At 63.7% G+C, this 15,544-nt stretch carries 17 protein-coding genes and 1 tRNA gene; 10 read left to right on the top strand and 8 right to left on the bottom strand.

Features of this window, described 5'->3' with window-relative positions; genetic code table 11:
- The first annotated feature begins 165 nt into the window (after window positions 1–165).
- The gene (locus tag IFT57_RS10860; protein ID WP_192151377.1) at window positions 166–771 is read left to right on the top strand and encodes an SCO family protein; all 606 of its coding nucleotides are present in this window, start codon (window positions 166–168) and stop codon (window positions 769–771) included.
- On the top strand, window positions 768–1,247 hold the full coding sequence (locus tag IFT57_RS10865) for a copper chaperone PCu(A)C (protein WP_446731194.1): 480 nt from the start codon (window positions 768–770) through the stop codon (window positions 1,245–1,247). Before IFT57_RS10860 ends, IFT57_RS10865 begins: the two co-directional genes overlap by 4 nt.
- A 47-nt stretch (window positions 1,248–1,294) precedes the next feature.
- Here IFT57_RS10865 and IFT57_RS10870 read toward each other — a convergent pair whose 3' ends face one another.
- The 3 genes from IFT57_RS10870 to IFT57_RS10880 form a co-directional block, all read right to left on the bottom strand.
- Complete coding sequence (locus tag IFT57_RS10870; protein WP_122476990.1) at window positions 1,295–1,825, bottom strand: Dps family protein; 531 nt, start codon at window positions 1,823–1,825, stop codon at window positions 1,295–1,297.
- A 128-nt stretch (window positions 1,826–1,953) separates the two neighbouring features.
- Window positions 1,954–3,345, bottom strand: coding sequence for a heavy metal sensor histidine kinase (locus tag IFT57_RS10875; RefSeq protein WP_192151379.1), 1,392 nt, complete (start codon window positions 3,343–3,345; stop codon window positions 1,954–1,956).
- Window positions 3,338–4,012 carry a heavy metal response regulator transcription factor gene (locus IFT57_RS10880; protein ID WP_122715272.1) on the bottom strand — a complete coding sequence of 225 codons (675 nt, stop codon included), beginning with the start codon at window positions 4,010–4,012 and terminating at the stop codon, window positions 3,338–3,340. Before IFT57_RS10880 ends, IFT57_RS10875 begins: the two co-directional genes overlap by 8 nt.
- A 134-nt stretch (window positions 4,013–4,146) precedes the next feature.
- Between IFT57_RS10880 and IFT57_RS10885 the strand changes: the two genes are divergently transcribed.
- The 3 genes from IFT57_RS10885 (at window position 4,147) to IFT57_RS10895 (ending at window position 6,133) form a co-directional block, all read left to right on the top strand.
- Entirely contained in the window at window positions 4,147–4,614 is a 468-nt protein-coding gene (locus IFT57_RS10885; protein WP_122797715.1) for a heme-binding protein, read from the top strand.
- A gap of 14 nt (window positions 4,615–4,628) precedes the next feature.
- Window positions 4,629–5,030, top strand: coding sequence for a hydroxyisourate hydrolase (uraH, locus tag IFT57_RS10890; protein ID WP_122797714.1), 402 nt, complete (start codon window positions 4,629–4,631; stop codon window positions 5,028–5,030).
- 134 nt (window positions 5,031–5,164) lie between these two features.
- Window positions 5,165–6,133 (top strand): XdhC family protein, encoded by a 969-nt coding sequence (locus tag IFT57_RS10895; RefSeq protein ID WP_192151380.1) that lies wholly within the window; start codon window positions 5,165–5,167, stop codon window positions 6,131–6,133.
- Here IFT57_RS10895 and IFT57_RS10900 read toward each other — a convergent pair.
- Window positions 6,128–8,392, bottom strand: coding sequence for a heavy metal translocating P-type ATPase (locus tag IFT57_RS10900; RefSeq protein WP_192151381.1), 2,265 nt, complete (start codon window positions 8,390–8,392; stop codon window positions 6,128–6,130). The two genes, IFT57_RS10895 and IFT57_RS10900, sit on opposite strands and share 6 nt — an antisense overlap.
- A 57-nt stretch (window positions 8,393–8,449) precedes the next feature.
- Complete coding sequence (locus tag IFT57_RS10905) at window positions 8,450–8,653, bottom strand: hypothetical protein (protein WP_192151382.1); 204 nt, start codon at window positions 8,651–8,653, stop codon at window positions 8,450–8,452.
- 155 nt (window positions 8,654–8,808) lie between these two features.
- On the opposite strand from IFT57_RS10905, the gene IFT57_RS10910 reads away from it, so the two are divergent.
- A complete protein-coding gene (locus IFT57_RS10910) occupies window positions 8,809–9,942 on the top strand; it encodes a glycerate kinase (RefSeq protein ID WP_192151383.1) in 1,134 nt (377 codons plus the stop codon).
- Window positions 9,943–9,961: 19 nt separating this feature from the next.
- Here IFT57_RS10910 and IFT57_RS10915 read toward each other — a convergent pair whose 3' ends face one another.
- A complete protein-coding gene (locus IFT57_RS10915) occupies window positions 9,962–11,161 on the bottom strand; it encodes a hypothetical protein (RefSeq protein ID WP_192151384.1) in 1,200 nt (399 codons plus the stop codon).
- 222 nt (window positions 11,162–11,383) lie between these two features.
- On the opposite strand from IFT57_RS10915, the gene IFT57_RS10920 reads away from it, so the two are divergent.
- Both IFT57_RS10920 and IFT57_RS10925 read left to right on the top strand, forming a co-directional pair.
- Entirely contained in the window at window positions 11,384–11,791 is a 408-nt protein-coding gene (locus IFT57_RS10920; protein ID WP_192151385.1) for an SRPBCC family protein, read from the top strand.
- A gap of 44 nt (window positions 11,792–11,835) precedes the next feature.
- On the top strand, window positions 11,836–12,795 hold the full coding sequence (locus tag IFT57_RS10925; RefSeq protein WP_192151386.1) for a tyrosine-type recombinase/integrase: 960 nt from the start codon (window positions 11,836–11,838) through the stop codon (window positions 12,793–12,795).
- A gap of 30 nt (window positions 12,796–12,825) precedes the next feature.
- Here IFT57_RS10925 and IFT57_RS10930 read toward each other — a convergent pair whose 3' ends face one another.
- Both IFT57_RS10930 and IFT57_RS10935 read right to left on the bottom strand, forming a co-directional pair.
- The gene (locus tag IFT57_RS10930) at window positions 12,826–14,190 is read right to left on the bottom strand and encodes a nucleobase:cation symporter-2 family protein (protein WP_192151387.1); all 1,365 of its coding nucleotides are present in this window, start codon (window positions 14,188–14,190) and stop codon (window positions 12,826–12,828) included.
- Window positions 14,191–14,369: 179 nt separating this feature from the next.
- Entirely contained in the window at window positions 14,370–15,041 is a 672-nt protein-coding gene (locus IFT57_RS10935) for a Bax inhibitor-1/YccA family protein (RefSeq protein WP_043189407.1), read from the bottom strand.
- Between the two features lie 143 nt (window positions 15,042–15,184).
- Here IFT57_RS10935 and IFT57_RS10940 point away from each other — a divergent pair.
- A tRNA-Ser gene (locus tag IFT57_RS10940) sits at window positions 15,185–15,275 on the top strand.
- A gap of 91 nt (window positions 15,276–15,366) precedes the next feature.
- A complete protein-coding gene (locus tag IFT57_RS10945) occupies window positions 15,367–15,534 on the top strand; it encodes a hypothetical protein (protein WP_192151388.1) in 168 nt (55 codons plus the stop codon).
- Window positions 15,535–15,544: the final 10 nt, after the last annotated feature.

The raw sequence follows: 15,544 nt of genomic DNA on the forward strand, positions 1-15,544 counted from the left end.
GCCGACTGCAGCGCTCCATTCGCGGCCACAGACCGCTCCTACGTAGGATCCCGGTACGTGCATAGGACCGATCATCGCCCGCGATTAAACAAAATGTGACAGGTTGCGGTGCCCAAGCCTGGCGTTGGCCTTTAAACTGCGGCCCTCTCCAGAGGGCACAATGGCATGAACGATTTTCCGACCCGCCGCCGAGTACTCGCCGGCATGGGCATCCTCGGTCTCGGCGCGCTGGCCGGATGTGGCGACAGCAACAAACTGTCGTTCAAGCACGGCAAAGACCTGAGCAACGAGATCCTCGGCCGCACGTTCCGGCTCAAGGATCCGCAAGGCAACGAAAAAACCCTGTCCAGCTTCCGCGGCATGATGCCCATGGTCTTCTTCGGCTTCACCCAGTGCCCGGCCGTCTGCCCGACCACGCTTGCGCGGGCGGTCCAGGCCAAGAAGCTGATGGGCCGCGACGGCGACCGTCTGCAGGTGATCTTCATCACCCTGGACCCCGAACGCGACACGCCCGAAGTGCTCGACGCCTACGTCAAACTCTTCGACCCCACCTTCGTGGCCCTGCGCGGCACCCTGGAACAAACCGCCGATGTCGCCAAGGAGTTCAAGGTGTTCTTCGAAAAGGTCCCGGTCGGCGACACCTACACCATCTCCCACACCTCGACCAGCTACGTCTTCGACTCCCGCGGCGTGCTGCGCCTGGGGTTGTCCCATTCCCTCACCGCACAAGAGTGCGCCGAGGATCTGCTCACCGTAATGGAAGTCTGCTGATGAAACCCGTTGCCAAGAAGAACACCGTCCGCCAACTCGCCACGCTCGTTGCAGCCCTGAGCCTGACTGGCTACGCCATGGCCCAGACCACGGTCGAAGATGCCTGGGCGCGCGCCACCGTGCCGGGGCAACCTGCCACAGGTGCGTTCATGACCCTGAAAGCGGACTCCGACAGTACCCTGATCAGCGTACAGTCGCCTGTCGCCAAAGACACGCAGATCCACCAATCGACCATGAATGGCGATGTCATGAGCATGCTCCCGGTCGACGAAGTCAGCCTGCCTGCAGGTGAACCCGTGGTATTCGATGCCAATGGCTATCACGTGATGCTGATGGGTTTGATAACGCAGGTGAAGGAGGGCGACGCGGTGCCATTGACCTTGAAAATCAAGAACGCACAAGGGGAGGAGGAAACTCTGGAAGTTGAAGCCGTGGCCAGGGCACTCAATGCCCCCGACCACGTTCATGCTCATTGATGCAATGACGCGGGGCTGATGCCAGCGTCAAACACCCGCCATCGGCATCACTTGCCGACGGTCTGACCCAGGAACCAGGCGCGTTCTTCGGCCTGGTCGATCCACTCTTCCAGCAGGCTGGTAGTGGACAGGTCGTTGGCTTCGTCGGTAACGCCGTGGGTGGTACGCATGTAGGCAGCCAGCGACTGGTTGTCGTCATGCAGTTCGGTCAGCATGTCTTCTGGCGACAGGTCAGCCACTTCGCTGCTGGCCAGGCGCTTGAGTTGCACCATCTGCTCCAGCGAACGCACGGTTGGCTCACCGATCTTGCGGGCACGCTCGGCGATCACGTCGGTGATGGCGTAGATCTGTGTGGCTTGCTCTTCCAGCAGCAGATGGTAGTCGCGGAAGTGCGACCCTTTCATGTGCCAGTGGTAATTTTTGGTCTTGATGTACAGCGCGAACACGTCAGACAGCAATACTGCCAGTTCCTGACCGACCTGGGCCTGGTTCTGCAAGCTGGCGCCTTCGCCTTTCTCGGCCTTGGCCTTCACGGACGATACGGTCTTGAGTTCCTGTTTCACATTGGCAACGGCCATTTGAAATCTCCTGGTACGGGTTTGCGGGATTGGGTCTGTAACCACTATGGAAATCGACCGCAGCAAAACCGGTATTGCTCAGAGATATTTTCTATCCAGCCGATGAAGTGTCGCTATGACGCCTTGCTTCATGGTTTCAATGCGTCTGTTGCGGGATAGCTCAAGATGAATCTGGTCACGCCCTCAGCGCTATGGACACTGACGCTGCCACCCACCAGAACCATGATCGACTGCACGATGGCCAAGCCCAGCCCACCCGAGTCTCCCGGTTCCGTGCGCGACGGATCGACGCGGAAGAACCGATCGAACAGTCGCGCCAGATGCTCGGGTGCAATGGTGTCGCCTTCGTTACGCACCGTCAGACGAACGAACCCTGCCTCGTCGTGCCGGCTGAGCAGCACCGTGGTGCCGGGGCGGGCATGGCGGACCGCGTTGGCGAGCAGGTTGCCCAGCGCCCGCTGCAGCAATTGCAGGTCGGTCTGCAGGGTGCCGTGCAGCGCGTGCTGCAGGGCGGCGCCGCGCTCGTCGGCGAGCAGCTGGAAGTAGTCACACAGTTCTTCGCCCAAGTGAGCGAGGTCAATGACCTGCAGATGCACCGGTCGCTGCCCATGGTCGGCACGTGCCAGAAACAGCAGGTTTTCCACCATGCGGTTCAGCCGCTCGTACTCTTCGATGTTCGAGCCGAGCAGTTCTCGGTACTCGTCCACGCTACGAGGCAGGTTGAGTGCCTGGCCGGTGCTGCCCAACAGGGTATGCAGCGGCGTGCGGATTTCATGGGCCAGGTCTGCCGAGAACTGTGACAGCCGTTCGAAGCCCTGTTCGAGCCGCACCAGCATGCCGTTGAGCGCCTGGATCGGCGCCTGCAGCTCAACCGGCGCGGCGGTATCGGCCAGTCGCCGGTGCAGATTGCGCAGATCGATCAACGCCAGCGCGTCGGCCATTTCGCGCAACGGCGTCAGGGCGCGACGCACCAGCAAAAGGCCGATCACCCAGGCCAGCAGCGCACCGGCAGCCACCGCCAGGTACAGGCGCAGCCGGTAGCTGGCCAGGATCGCCTCGCGCTCGTGTAGGCGTTTGCCAACCATCACCGTCAAGGCTTCGCCGGCTGGGCCCACAGCGTCGCCGGCCAGCACCGAGGCGCCGTGGTCCAGGCGAATATCGGCCCGGCTCGGCTGCCGAGCCAGACCGATGCGCGGTGGATCGCCCAGCGTCTCGCCGTGGGGGTTGATCTCGAACACCACGCTGCCATCGGCGCGCCGTACGCGCAGCACGCTTTCCTGATTGCCGAGCATGTTCTGATACAGCTGCGGGCGCTGCTGCAGCGCGCCCAGGCTGTCGCTGTCGTGCAGCAGGGTACGCACCTGCTCGAGCCGTCCGAGCAGCGCGATGTCGTCGCGGTAGGCGATCTCGGCCGCCAGCGAGCGGTAGAGAAACACCGCGACCACGCTCATCACCAGCGAGCAGACCACCGCCACGGCCAGCGCCAGTCGCCACGCCAGGGAGTGGCGGCGTTCACTCATCCAGGTGCTCCAGCCGGTAGCCCACGCCACGCACGGTATGAATCAGCTTGGGCATGAACGGGTCGTCGACCTTGGCCCGCAAGCGCCGGACTGCCACTTCCACCATGTTGGTGTCGCTGTCGAAATTCAGGTTCCACACCTGGGATGCAATCAGCGTGCGCGACAGCGCTTCGCCGGGTCGGCCGATCAACATGTGCAGCAGGGCGAATTCCTTGTTGGTCAGGTTGATGCGCTGCCCACCGCGGCTGACCCGGCGACGCAGCACGTCCACCTCCAGGTCTGCCACCTGGTAGTGCTCGACCTCGCGCACCGCGCCCCGGCGCAGCAACGTCCGTACCCGCGCCAGCAATTCGGCGAAGGCGAACGGCTTCACCAGGTAGTCGTCGGCGCCCAGTTCGAGCCCACGCACACGGTCTTCGATGGCGTCCTTGGCGGTCAGGAACAGCACCGGTGTCGCGCCCTGCTGGCGAATCAGCTTGAGCAACTGCCAGCCGTTCAGGCCGGGCAGCATGACGTCCAGAATCACCAGGTCATACGCCTGCTGTTCGATCAGGTAGCGCCCATCCAACCCATTGAGCGCCACGTCCACGGCAAAGCCGGATTCGCCCAGACCCTTGGCGAGAAAATTCGCCGTTTTCGCTTCGTCTTCAACCAGCAACACACGCATCGTTCAGCTCCTGTACCCGCGCATAGGCTAGGCCTCCGGCGGCCGATTGCCTATTACAAAGTTGTAATCGCTGCGACGGGGTTCTGTCGCGGGCGGGTTGCTAAGGTGCCGGCCACTGATCACGGAGACGCTCGATGAAAGCCCTTTGCATGACATTCACCCTGGCTTGCCTGCTGACCACCCAGGCCCACGCCGCGCTGGCCCAGCACCCAGACCTGGACCTGGCGACCGCGCAGCGGCTGGCCAATGGCAGCGGCTGCATGGCCGCCGTGGCGGTGTTGGACCGTGGCGGCAACCTCATCGTCCAGCAACGCGGCGATGGCGTTGGCCCGCACAACACCGAGGCCGCGCGGTTGAAAGCGTACACCGCGCTGTCGACCAAGACGCCGACGCGGCTGTTCGCCGAGCGTGCCCGCAACAACCCCGAAGCCGCCAATCTGACCTCACTGGGGCAATTGCTGCTGCTGGGCGGCGGCGTGCCTGTCTACGAAGGCAAGCAGTTGGTCGGTGCGATCGGCATCGCCGGTGCCGGCGGCGCCGAGCAGGACGAAGCCTGCGCAATCAAGGCCACCGAATCCGTCGGTCTGGCCATTCATTCTTGAAGGAGCAATACACCATGTTGAAGAAAATGCTTTTGGCCGCCAGCCTGGCCTCCCTGTCCAGCCTAGCGATGGCCGCCAACCCCCTGAGCGTGCATGTACTGAACCTGGAAACGGGTGTGCCTTCGGCCGGTATCGAAGTGACCCTGGAGCAGCATTCGGGTAACCAGTGGCAACCGTTGGGGCAGGGCGTGACCAACGAGCAAGGCCGGATCGCCGGCCTCTACCCGGAACAGCGTACCTTTGCGCCCGGTGAATACCGGGTCGTGTTCAAGACCGGCGACTACTACCGCAAGGTCGGGCATGAAACCTTCTTCCCGGAAATCCCGGTGATCTTCGAAGTGAAGAACACCGAGCAGCACTATCACATTCCCTTGCTGCTCAGCCCCTATGGCTTCAGCACCTATCGCGGGTCCTAGTCGCAAGCCGTTGCCGTCATCCTTTCACGGTGCCCGGAAAACTATTGCCCTGTAGATGCGGTCTGTTGCACCAGAGCGAGCGCCGCAGGGCAGGGCGCCGGCACATTGCGCAGGACGATGACGGGTATCAATAGATGAAGCAGCTTGATCTGCAGGTCATACAGCAGGCGCGGGCCTGGCTCGGCCAGGGCCGCGCCGTATGGCTGTGCACGGTATTGTCGACCTACGGCTCGGCGCCACGCGGGCCGGGGGCGATGCTGGTCGCGCTGGACAACGGCGAACACTGCGGGTCGCTGTCCGGCGGCTGTGTGGAAGATGATTTTCTGGAGCGCGTCGCCGCCGGGTATTTCACACCGGTCAATCAGGTCGTGCGCTACGGCGACGGCGGCCTGGCGCCGACCATGGCGCTGCCTTGCGGCGGCGTTCTCGACGTGCTGGTCGAATACCTCGCGCCTGATGCAGGCACGCTGGAGCATCTGGCGCACATCGAGCAGGCGTTCGCGGGCGGCGAGCTGGTGGCGCGGCAGGTGGTGCCTGGCAGCGATCGGCGCAGCATTCGTGCAGGGCACATGGGCGATGCACGGGTACGGGTGAGCGACGAAGAAATCTGCATACGCATCGGCGCCGTGCAGCGGCTGATTCTGGCCGGCCTGTCGCCAGTAGCCGAATTCTGCGCCGGGTTCGCCCTGACCCTGGGCTACGAAGTAATCCTCTGCGAGCCGCGTCCGGAAGTGCTGGCCCGTTTCGACCTGCCCGGCGTGCAAGTGCACGAAGTCTTGCCTGCGGTGTTTATCGCCGAGGGCGGCTGTCATTCGGCGACTGCGGTAGTGGCGTTGACCCATGACCCTCGACTCGATGACCTGACCCTGCTCGAGGCCGTGCGCACACCGGCTTTCTATATCGGTGCCATGGGCTCGATGCGCACCAGCGAGAAGCGTTTCGAGCGTCTCGAGCGCATCGGAGGGTTGGACGCGACCACCCAGCAGCGTATCCACGCACCGATCGGCCTGAACCTGGGCAGCAAGACGCCTGCCGAGATTGCCCTGGCCGTCATGGCGGATATCCTGCGCGTGGCCAACGGAATCGACCGGCAACGCCTATGATCGCCTGGCGGGTGCCTGGAAGCCTTTGAGCCGCAGCGCATTGGCCAGCACGAACACCGATGACAGAGCCATGGCACCTGCCGCGAACTGCGGCGACAGGGTCAGCCCGTTGACCGGGTACAACAGCCCCGCAGCCACCGGAATCAGCGCCGCGTTGTAGGCGAAGGCCCAGAACAGGTTCTGGCGGATGTTGTTCAGGGTCGCCTTCGACAGCGCAATGGCCGTGGCCACCGCGCCGAGATCATCCGACATCAGCACCACATCCGCAGCTTCGATGGCGATGTCCGTGCCGCTGCCCACCGCGATGCCGACATCGGCCTGGGCCAGTGCCGGTGCATCATTGATGCCGTCACCCACGTAGACCGTGAGGCCGTACTCACGCTGCAATGCCTGTACAGCGGCCACCTTGCCTTCCGGCAGAACCTGCGCCACCACCTGATCGATACCCAATTGGGTAGCGATGGCCTGGGCGGTGCGGCGGTCGTCCCCAGAGATCATCGCCACTGTCAGGCCGAGCCGGTGCAGGGTCTGGATGGCCGCCGAGGTTGTCGACTTGAGCGGATCTGCCACGGCGATCATCGCGGCCAGTTGGCCGTCCACCGCCGCATACAACGGGCTCTTGCCCTGTTCGGCCAGCGTCTGTGCAGCGCTGGCGAAGGGCGCTGTGTCCACCCCCAACTGCGTCATATAGCGTTCGGCACCGATGGCCACGTCCTGTGCGCCGACCGTTGCGCGCACGCCACGCCCGGTGTGCGCCTGGAAATCCCGCGCCTCGGGCCAGTCGAGCTGAGCGTCCTGCGCCGCCGTCACGATGGCCCGTGCCAACGGGTGCTCGGAGAGCGCTTCCACCGCTGCGAGCAAAGGCAATAGCTGCTCGCGGGTGAAGTTGGGGAGCAGTTGCAGGTCGGTAAGACGCGGTTGGCCTTCGGTGAGCGTGCCGGTCTTGTCCAGTGCCACGACACGCGCGCGGCTCAGCTGCTGCAATGCTTCGCCCTTGCGCAACAGAATGCCCAACTCGGCGCCACGGCCGGTGCCGACCATGATCGAAGTGGGCGTGGCCAGGCCCATGGCACACGGACAGGCGATGATCAGGACCGCAACCGCATGCACCAGTGCCATGCCCAGGGCTGGCGTCGGGCCGAGCCAGTACCAACCGATGAAAGTGGCCAGCGCCAGCACCATGACCACCGGCACGAACCATAAGGTCACCCGGTCCACCAAGGCCTGGATCGGCAACTTGCTGCCCTGGGCCTGTTCGACCATGGCGACGATCCGTGCCAGCATGCTGGCGCTGCCCAAGGCGGTCGCCTGGACCCGCAGTGTGCCGTTCTGGTTGAGGGTGCCGCCGACCACGTGGTCGCCGGTCTGCTTGCGCACCGGCATGGGTTCGCCGGTGAGCATCGACTCGTCGACGAAGCTGTCGCCGGCGAGCACGGCGCCGTCCACGGCGATCCGCTCGCCGGGGCGAACCTGCACCACGTCGCCCTGTATCAACTCTTCCAGCGCAATTTCGATCAAGCCGGCCTGGCGTTGCACGTAGGCAGTCTGTGGCTGGAGCCCGAGCAGGCGCTTGATGGCTTGGGATGTGCGGCCCCTGGCCCGCGCTTCGAGGGTGCGGCCCAGCAGGATCAGGCAGACGATCACGCACACCGCTTCGTAGTAGACGGCGGCCGTGGCGGTGGGTAGCACGTGCGGGGCGAACGTAGCCACCAGCGAAAAGCCGTAGGCGGCGAAGGTGCCCACCGCCACCAGCGAGTTCATGTCCGGCGCGCCGCGCAGCAGCGCCACGGTGCCATTGAGGTAGAAACGTTTGGCGCAGGTGATCAGCACCAGCGTGGTCAGGGTGAACTGCATGAGCCAGTTATCCTGCTGGCTCAGGTGGCGGTCGATCCAGGCGTGGAAGCCCGGTATCAAGTGCGCACCCATTTCCACTATCACCACGGGCAGTGACAGTATCACCGACCAACCCAGGTCGCGTCGCAGACGCGCGGCGTCCTGCTGGCTTTCCTGATTGGCCTGGGCCATGGCGTCTTCAGTGCGTTCAAGCGGCCTGGCGCTGTAGCCGGCCTTGTCGATGGCGGCGATCAGGGCCTGCGCGTCCATGCTGTGGCCTTCGACCCGAGCGCGCTCGGTGGCCAGGTTGACCGCCGCTGCCGTCACACCTGGCACCTTGAGCAAGGTACGCTCGACCCGACCCACGCACGATGCGCAGGTCATGCCGTGGATACCCAGCTCGATCACACTTTCGTTCGCAGCCACGCTGCCTTCCTCCTTCCAGCCTGTACCTCGACTCTGACCCTTCCCACCATGGGAAGGTCAAGCCCCCGCTCGCACGCGCTCAATGTGGGAGCGGGCTCTGCCCGCGTAGAGCCCTTCGCGGCCGATGACCGCTCCCACGAATAGTTGCGAACTCATGTAGGAGCGGTCCGTGGCCGCGAAACCGACACCGCGGTCCACCAGGCACACCGCGCCAAGTCCTTCGCGGCCGATGACCGCTCCTACGGATATTTGCGAACTCATTGTGGGAGCGGTCCGTGGCCGCGAAAAGGGCACCACGGTGCACCAGGCACACGGCGCCAAGCCTTTCGCGGCCGCTGACCGCTCCTACGCGTGACGGCAGTCGCGCAGCGGCGGTGAAAATGGCAGCATGGCTGCACAAGAACTGGAGAACTGCCATGAAGATCGTCATCGCCCCTGACTCATTCAAAGACAGCTTGAGCGCCGCCGATGTTGCCTCGGCCATCGCCCGGGGCTTGCGCCAAGCCCTGCCGGACGCGCAGCTCGTCGAGCGGCCAATGGCCGATGGCGGTGAAGGCACCATGCAAGCCATCATGGCAGCCTGCCAAGGCGAACTGCGCAGCCTCACCGTCGAAGGCCCCCTGGGCGAGCCCGCCCAGGCCCGCTGGGGGTGGTTGCCCGAGGAGCGCACCGCCGTCATCGAAATGGCCGAAGCCAGCGGCCTGCAACTGCTCCAGCGGCAGCAACGCGACGCCTGCAACAGCAGCACGTATGGCACTGGCCAACTAATCGCTGCAGCTGTCGAGGCCGGTGCGCGGCGCATCATTCTCGCCATCGGCGGCAGCGCCACCAACGATGCCGGCACCGGCATGCTCTGCGCGCTCGGTCTGCGCCTGACCGACGCACAGGGCAGTGAATTGCCGCGCGGTGGCCTGGCGCTGGCACAAGTAGCCAAGGTCGACGCCAGCGGCCTCGACCCACGTCTGGCCGATGTGCAGTTCGAAGTCGCCGCAGATGTCGACAACCCGCTGTGCGGGCCCCACGGTGCCTCGCACATTTTCGGCCCGCAAAAAGGCGCCACCGCCGAACAGGTGCTGGCGCTGGACAAGGCGTTGGGTCATTTCGCCGACCGTTGCGTCCCGGTGCTGGGCCAGGACTGCCGTGATGCGCCTGGTTGCGGCGCGGCGGGCGGCATGGGCTTCGCGGCCAAGGCTTTTCTTGGCGCCTCGTTCCGCCCAGGAGTCGAAGTGGTAGCGCAACTGGTGGGCCTGGCCGATGCCGTCACCGGCGCCGACCTGGTAATTACCGGCGAGGGGCGTTTCGATGCCCAGACCTTGCGCGGCAAGACGCCCTTCGGCGTGGCCCGCGTTGCGCGCGCTGCGGGTGTCCCGGTGGTCGTCCTGGCGGGCACGCTGGGCGAGGGCTACCAGGACCTGTACGCCCATGGCATCGATGCCGCTTTTTCCCTCGCGTCCGGTCCGATGACCCTGGAACAGGCTTGCGCCGACGCCGGTGCGCTGCTCAGCGATCGCGCCCGCGATATTGCCCTGCTTTGGCAGTTGCGCGGTTAGGACACAAGCGCGCCGTCGGTCAATCGCGCTCGCGCATGAAGAAGCCCGCCACGTACTTGCGGAAGGTCTCCAGACTCTTGAAGTCGGCCAGGCGCTTGAAGGTTTCGGAACTGGGCTCCGGCCCCAGCGGCTCCTTCATCAGCGAAACCGAAAGGACCCGGTCCAGGTCCGAGCTGAGCACCAGTTCGTCCATCACCATGGCGCCGATCACCGGTCGGCGCATCACGACCTTGACGCCTTTGCTGGCCATCCAGTCGATCAGCGACACCAGCATCTTCAACGCTTCGCGCTCCTCGTCGCGGAATACCGGGAACAGATGCCCGCGGGTCAGCACCGGCACCGTCGCCACATGGACCATTTCATAGAACTGGCTGCCGGCGGTCGCCGGTGAGTACAGGGCCAGGGCCAGCAGCGGCCCACTGCTGCGCGCGCCACCCCACAGCAGATGATGGCCCTGGAAGTCGAAGCCGGCGTTGCTGCGCTCGGTCATCACCTTGCGCCCGACCACGTCGGACACGCAGTCGAGCAGCAGCCCGTAGCGGCGCTGACCGATGAACGCGGTGGAATCCTTCAGGCGTCCCTTGAGCATCATCATGTGCTTCATGTCGATGCGGGTTTCCAGATAGTTGCTCGCCGGCACCCGGTCGATCAGCGGATAGCGTGTGGCCACTTCGCGCAGGTCGGCGAACTGGCGGGTCAGATCCTTCTTCAGATGCGTGGCGTACACATTGAGTCCGGAGGCTTCGATAAAGGTCAGCAGCAGCGAGAGCAACCGGTGCTGCTCGCGCCGCTGACTTGCCACCACGGCGGTGCCAAGCGTGCCGGGCGTGGCCGGGGCACGGAAATCGCCAATCAGCTTCAGCGGGACATCGGGGGGCAGCCAGGCGGCCGGCAGAGGCCCTTCATCGTCGCGCCCAGGCGTACTGTCGCGCTCGTCATGGATGAAGGGGCAATCTTCGGCATGCTCGGCCGTGCCGGGGTTGTTCTTCAAAAACAGCGTGCCGGTACTGCTGTTGAGCGTCACGTTCATCACCGGCAGCGTGCCGGGTCGACAATCGCACGCCAGCCACTGGCCCTGAGTGCGGACCTTCATCAGCCATTGATTGGCCTGCAGCAGTTTTGGGCCCTCACTGCGGCCTTCGGCGAATTCGGTCACCAACTGCTGTTCGGCAGGGGTCAGGGCGCGTACTGGCGCGCCGGTCTTTTCGATGATTCTCATGACGCTGCAAACGCCCCTTCAATGAACGGATTCAGGCCGGGCTGGCTTCCATGGGACAACGTTCGCGCAGCATGTTTCCATTGCTCGTGCCGCGCCCGAGCCCCCTGCCAGGGCATGTGCGACCCAGCTGGATCGGCCGCATGAACGAATGCACTAACGGCTTGCCGCGCACTCGAACGCCCGCTACCGTTGTAGCCTCAGCCCACCGACAGGAGCCATTACATGGCAAGCACGCAAGCGAGCATCGACATTCCGGCATCGGCCGATCAGGTCTGGAATCTGGTGGCCGGGTTCAACTCCCTGGCCGACTGGCTGCCCATGATCCAGCACAGCGAAGCCCAGGAAAACGGCCGGCTGCGCCACCTGACCACGGTGGACGGTACCGTCATCATCGAGCGTCTGGAGACTTACGACAACGCTGCGCGCACCTACAGCTATTCCATCATCGAAGGTCCCTTTCCAGTGAGCGATTACCTGGCGACGCTGAAGGTCATCGAGGTGGACGCCGGCAACAGCCGAGTGGAGTGGGGCGGTCGCTTCACCCCGGTCGGCATGAGTGATGCCGAGGCGGTGGAAATTTTCGACGGTGTCTATCAAGGTGGCCTGCAGGCGCTGCGCGGCAATTTCTGATCGAACCGGCCGGGTAAGGGCGGACGGGTCAGGCACCGACGCGGATGCTAGAATGGCGGGCGTCCACCCTGGCACTCAAGGATCCCCACGGTTTGTCTGATCTGCAGAACCCTCTGTTGCAATACCTCGCGCGGCTGATGCCGTCCAGCCGCACGACCATGCAATACGTATTGCAGGATGCCGCCGACCGGCTGGGCTTCGACGAGGTCGACATTCGCGAGGTGCCCTGGCACCGCCTGGAACCCGGGCACGTTACCTCGCTGGTGGCCGCCCTGCGCGAAGATGGCTACGCCCCCAATACCACGTCTCTCTACGTCAATGCGGTGCGTGGGGTAATGAACGAAGCATGGCGGCTGAGCCTGATCGACCAGGATCACCTGCTCAAGATTCGCTCGGTCAAGCCCATGCAGGGCACTCGCCTGGGTAACGGCCGCAACCTCAAGCGCAGCCTGATCCGCGACCTGATGGAGGTCTGCGCCAACGATCCGCGGCCGCAGGGTCTGCGCGACGCCGCCGTTATCGCCATCCTGTATGGCTCGGGCATGCGCAAGTCGGAGTCGGTCAACCTCGGCCTGGCCCAGGTCGACTTCAGCGAGCGCAGCCTGCGCGTAACCGGCAAGGGCAACAAGGAACTGATCAAATACGCACCCAGCTGGGCATTCGCGCATCTGCAGACCTGGCTGGCGTTTCGCCGCAGCCAGCTTCCCGCAGGGCAGGCCGATGACGACTTTCTCTTCAACCGCATTCGTCGCGGCGCGCACATCACCCGCGAACGCATCACCAAGCACGCCATCTACTACATCGCCCGACAACGCGGCGCCCAGGTGGGCGTGAAGATCATGCCTCACGATTTCCGTCGCTCGTTCATCACCCGGGTGATCGAAGAGCACGACCTGTCGATTGCCCAGAAGCTGGCCCACCACACCAATATCCAGACCACCGCGGCCTACGACATGCGCGACGACAACGAGCGTCGCCGCGCCGTGGATCGCTTCGACCTTTGAGCCCGTACCGAGTGGAAGCGTCGATCCGGCTCAATGACGGGCCACTGGCCCCGCAGGCAAAAACCAGTTCAGCAGCAGCGCGCAGATACCGCCAGTGGCCACGCCTGACTCCAGCACATTGCGCAATGCGCCAGGCATGTGCGCAAGGAACTCCGGCACCTGGGCCACACCCAGGCCGAGGGCGAGCGATACGGCGATGATCAACAACGCCCGGCGATCGAGCTCGACGCTGGCAAGGATATTGATGCCCGATGCGGCGACAGCGCCGAACATCACCATGGCAGCGCCACCCAGCACCGGTTCGGGCACCGCCTGGATCACCCCGGCAACCGTCGGGAACAGGCCAAGCAGAACCAGCATCCCGGCGATCCACACGCCGATGTGGCGACTGGCGATGCCGGTCAGCTGAATCACTCCATTGTTCTGCGCGAAGATAGAGCTGGGGAAGGTATTGAAGAATCCGGCCAGCAGAGAGTTGGTGCCATTGACCAACACGCCGCCCTTGATGCGCTGCATCCACAGAGGGCCCTCTACCGGCTGGCGCGACACCTTGCTGGTTGCCGTCACGTCACCGATCGCTTCCAGAGAAGTCACCAGGTAGATGACCAGCATCGGAATGAACAACGCCCAGGAGAAACCAAGGCCGAAGTGCAGCGGCACGGGCACCTGGAATACGGCGGCTTGGTGCATGCCGGTGAAATCCAGTCGGCCCAGGTAACCGGCCAGCGCGTAGCCCATGGCCAGGGCAATGACGATCGCGGCGCTGCGCATCCAGGTCACCGGAATCCGATTGAGCACCACGATGATCGCCAGTACCAGGCCGGAAAGCATGAGGTTTTCACCATTGGCGAACGTGCCATTGGCCATGGCGCCGAAGCCGCCGCCCATGCTGATCAGACCGACCTTGATCAAGGTCAGGCCGATCATCAGTACGACGATACCAGTTACCAGCGGCGTGATCAGCCGTTTGACGAAGGGCAGGATCCGCGAAATACCGATTTCCACGAACGACCCTGCGATGACCACGCCGAAGATCGCCGCCATCACAGCTTCCACCGGTGTGCCCTGCTGCACCATCAGTGCGCCACCGGCAATCAGCGGTCCGACGAAGTTGAAACTGGTGCCCTGCACGATCAAGAGGCCCGCGCCGAACGGGCCGATGCGTCGGCATTGAACGAAGGTAGCGATGCCTGAAATGACCAGCGACATGGAAACGATCATGTTGGTGTCACGGGCGCTGACGCCCAGTGCCTGGCAGATCAGCAGGCCAGGCGTGACGATCGGTACGATGATCGCAAGCAGGTGCTGCAGCGCGGCAAGCATGCCCAGCAGTGGGCGAGGGCGGTCTTCCAGGCCCAGGATCAATTCGTCGCTGGGTGGCTGTGGGGTGCTCATGGCAAGGGCTCCTGAGAAAGAGCGCGAAGGCTCCGGCAAAAAGAGCGCGATGGCTCAATCGAAAGGAGCGCGATTCTACGGCGCGGCGCCCATGGGGCAAACCGGTTTTTGCTGAGGATGTTCGAACCAGGGGCAAGAAAAAGCCCGCACGAGGCGGGCTTCGACAGGGCAACGGTGAATCAGTCGTCGCGACCCATGATGCCGAACAGCTGCAGCAGGCTCACGAACAGGTTGTAGATCGACACGTACAGGCTGATGGTCGCCATGATGTAGTTGCGTTCGCCACCATGGATGATCGCGCTGGTCTGGAACAGGATGCACACCGACGAGAACAGCACGAAACCGGCGCTGATCGCCAACTGCAGACCGGCGATCTGGAAGAAGAAGCTCGCCAGCACCGCACCCAGCAGCACGAAGAAGCCTGCGGTGATGAAACCGCCGAGGAAGCTCATGTCCTTGCGGGTGATGAGCACATAGGCCGACAGGCCGCCGAACACCAGCGCCGTCATGGCGAAGGCCGAGCTGACAACTTCGGCGCCGCCCTGCATGCCCAGGTAACGGTTGAGGATCGGGCCGAGCAGGAAGCCCATGAAGCCGGTAAGGGCGAAGGTGGACACCAGGCCCCAGGCCGAATCACGCAGCTTGTTGGTCAGGAAGAACAGCCCGTAGAAACCGATCAGCACGACGAAGATGTTCGGGTAGCCGACGCGCATCTGCTGCGCGACGTAGGCCATCACGCCACTGAAAGCCAGGGTGAGTGCCAGCAAGCCGTAGGTGTTGCGCAGGACGCGGCTAACTTCTAGCTGCTGCACCTGCGAGCCTTGATTAACTGCATAATCCTGTTCGCGCATGGCGAGACTCCTTTGATTGAACACGTCTGAAACGTTCAGATGCAAAGATCATATCAGACCCTTGAGTAGCCGCTCTATCCAGAGTTTGACAGCGTGTTTCATTCCGGTATTATGGCGCCCGCAAAGCAAACAGCAAGACATTCGGGAAATTGGCAGAGTGGTTGAATGCACCGGTCTTGAAAACCGGCGAACGTTAATAGCGTTCCCAGGGTTCGAATCCCTGGTTTCCCGCCAAATATCGAAAAGCCCCGCATTGGCGGGGCTTTTTCGTTTTCGCTGTTCCAGAAGTGCCATGTCGCGAAACCCACTTGTGCAGGTGTCCTGATTGTTGCGTTACAGCAAGAAAAAGATGTCGAGGTTGATCAGGAAAGGCGTCGTCTACGTGACGGTCATGGGGGTAATGGGCAATTCCGGCAGGATCTTCGATCACCTTTCCGTCTGGCAGCCATGGCGCCTGGCCAAACAGATGCTCGGCTATGTATTGATGCATTGAGCTCCTGGGC

The organism is Pseudomonas sp. CFBP 13719 (assembly GCF_014842095.1).
Taxonomy (GTDB): Bacteria; Pseudomonadota; Gammaproteobacteria; order Pseudomonadales; family Pseudomonadaceae; genus Aquipseudomonas.

Excerpts from the sequence above, each read along its gene's own strand:
- IFT57_RS10860 (WP_192151377.1), top strand. The coding sequence starts at position 166 with ATGAACGATTTTCCGACCCGCCGCCGAGTACTCGCCGGCATGGGCATC.
- IFT57_RS10870 (WP_122476990.1), bottom strand. The coding sequence starts at position 1,825 with ATGGCCGTTGCCAATGTGAAACAGGAACTCAAGACCGTATCGTCCGTG.
- IFT57_RS10875 (WP_192151379.1), bottom strand. The coding sequence starts at position 3,345 with ATGAGTGAACGCCGCCACTCCCTGGCGTGGCGACTGGCGCTGGCCGTG.
- IFT57_RS10880 (WP_122715272.1), bottom strand. The coding sequence starts at position 4,012 with ATGCGTGTGTTGCTGGTTGAAGACGAAGCGAAAACGGCGAATTTTCTC.
- IFT57_RS10885 (WP_122797715.1), top strand. The coding sequence starts at position 4,147 with ATGAAAGCCCTTTGCATGACATTCACCCTGGCTTGCCTGCTGACCACC.
- uraH (WP_122797714.1), top strand. The coding sequence starts at position 4,629 with ATGTTGAAGAAAATGCTTTTGGCCGCCAGCCTGGCCTCCCTGTCCAGC.
- IFT57_RS10895 (WP_192151380.1), top strand. The coding sequence starts at position 5,165 with ATGAAGCAGCTTGATCTGCAGGTCATACAGCAGGCGCGGGCCTGGCTC.
- IFT57_RS10905 (WP_192151382.1), bottom strand. The coding sequence starts at position 8,653 with ATGAGTTCGCAAATATCCGTAGGAGCGGTCATCGGCCGCGAAGGACTT.
- IFT57_RS10910 (WP_192151383.1), top strand. The coding sequence starts at position 8,809 with ATGAAGATCGTCATCGCCCCTGACTCATTCAAAGACAGCTTGAGCGCC.
- IFT57_RS10915 (WP_192151384.1), bottom strand. The coding sequence starts at position 11,161 with ATGAGAATCATCGAAAAGACCGGCGCGCCAGTACGCGCCCTGACCCCT.
- IFT57_RS10920 (WP_192151385.1), top strand. The coding sequence starts at position 11,384 with ATGGCAAGCACGCAAGCGAGCATCGACATTCCGGCATCGGCCGATCAG.
- IFT57_RS10925 (WP_192151386.1), top strand. The coding sequence starts at position 11,836 with ATGCTAGAATGGCGGGCGTCCACCCTGGCACTCAAGGATCCCCACGGT.
- IFT57_RS10930 (WP_192151387.1), bottom strand. The coding sequence starts at position 14,190 with ATGAGCACCCCACAGCCACCCAGCGACGAATTGATCCTGGGCCTGGAA.
- IFT57_RS10935 (WP_043189407.1), bottom strand. The coding sequence starts at position 15,041 with ATGCGCGAACAGGATTATGCAGTTAATCAAGGCTCGCAGGTGCAGCAG.